The following is a 693-nucleotide window of genomic DNA, read 5'->3' as shown; positions in this document are numbered from 1 at the left end:
CGCCTTCACGGTCGATACCGCGCAGAAGAACACCAACGTTATCGCCAGCTTCACCACGATCCAGCAGTTTGCGGAACATTTCCACGCCTGTGCAGGTCGTTTTCTTCGTGTCGTTGATACCAACGATTTCCAGCTCGTCGCCGACGTTCACAACGCCACGCTCAACACGGCCGGTCACAACCGTACCACGACCCGAGATCGAGAACACGTCTTCGATCGGCATCAAGAATGGCTGGTCAACCGCACGCTCTGGCGTTGGGATCCAGGAATCAACAGCTTCCATCAGCGCTTTGATCGAGTTTTCACCGATCTCTGCGTCACGACCTTCAAGCGCGGCAAGTGCCGAACCTTTAACGATCGGGATATCGTCGCCAGGGTAATCATACGAGCTCAGAAGCTCGCGGATTTCCATCTCGACCAGCTCAAGAAGCTCTTCGTCGTCAACCTGGTCAACCTTGTTCATGTACACAACCATGGTCGGAATACCAACCTGGCGGCCCAACAAGATGTGCTCACGCGTCTGCGGCATCGGGCCGTCAGCTGCGTTAACAACCAAGATCGCGCCGTCCATCTGCGCCGCACCGGTGATCATGTTCTTAACATAGTCAGCGTGGCCGGGGCAGTCGACGTGCGCGTAGTGACGCGTTTCCGTCTCATACTCAACGTGTGCCGTCGAGATCGTGATACCACGGG

General features: G+C 56.4%; 1 protein-coding gene. It reads right to left on the bottom strand.

The features are described 5' to 3' along the window. A partial coding sequence (locus BFP70_RS00090) for a GTP-binding protein (RefSeq protein ID WP_255356537.1) occupies window positions 1–693 on the bottom strand: 693 nt, incomplete at both ends.

Source organism: Thioclava sp. SK-1, assembly GCF_001705665.1.
Taxonomy (GTDB): domain Bacteria; phylum Pseudomonadota; class Alphaproteobacteria; order Rhodobacterales; family Rhodobacteraceae; genus Thioclava.
Note: the sequence above shows the minus strand (reverse complement) of the source record. Positions and strands in the feature narration are given on the sequence as shown.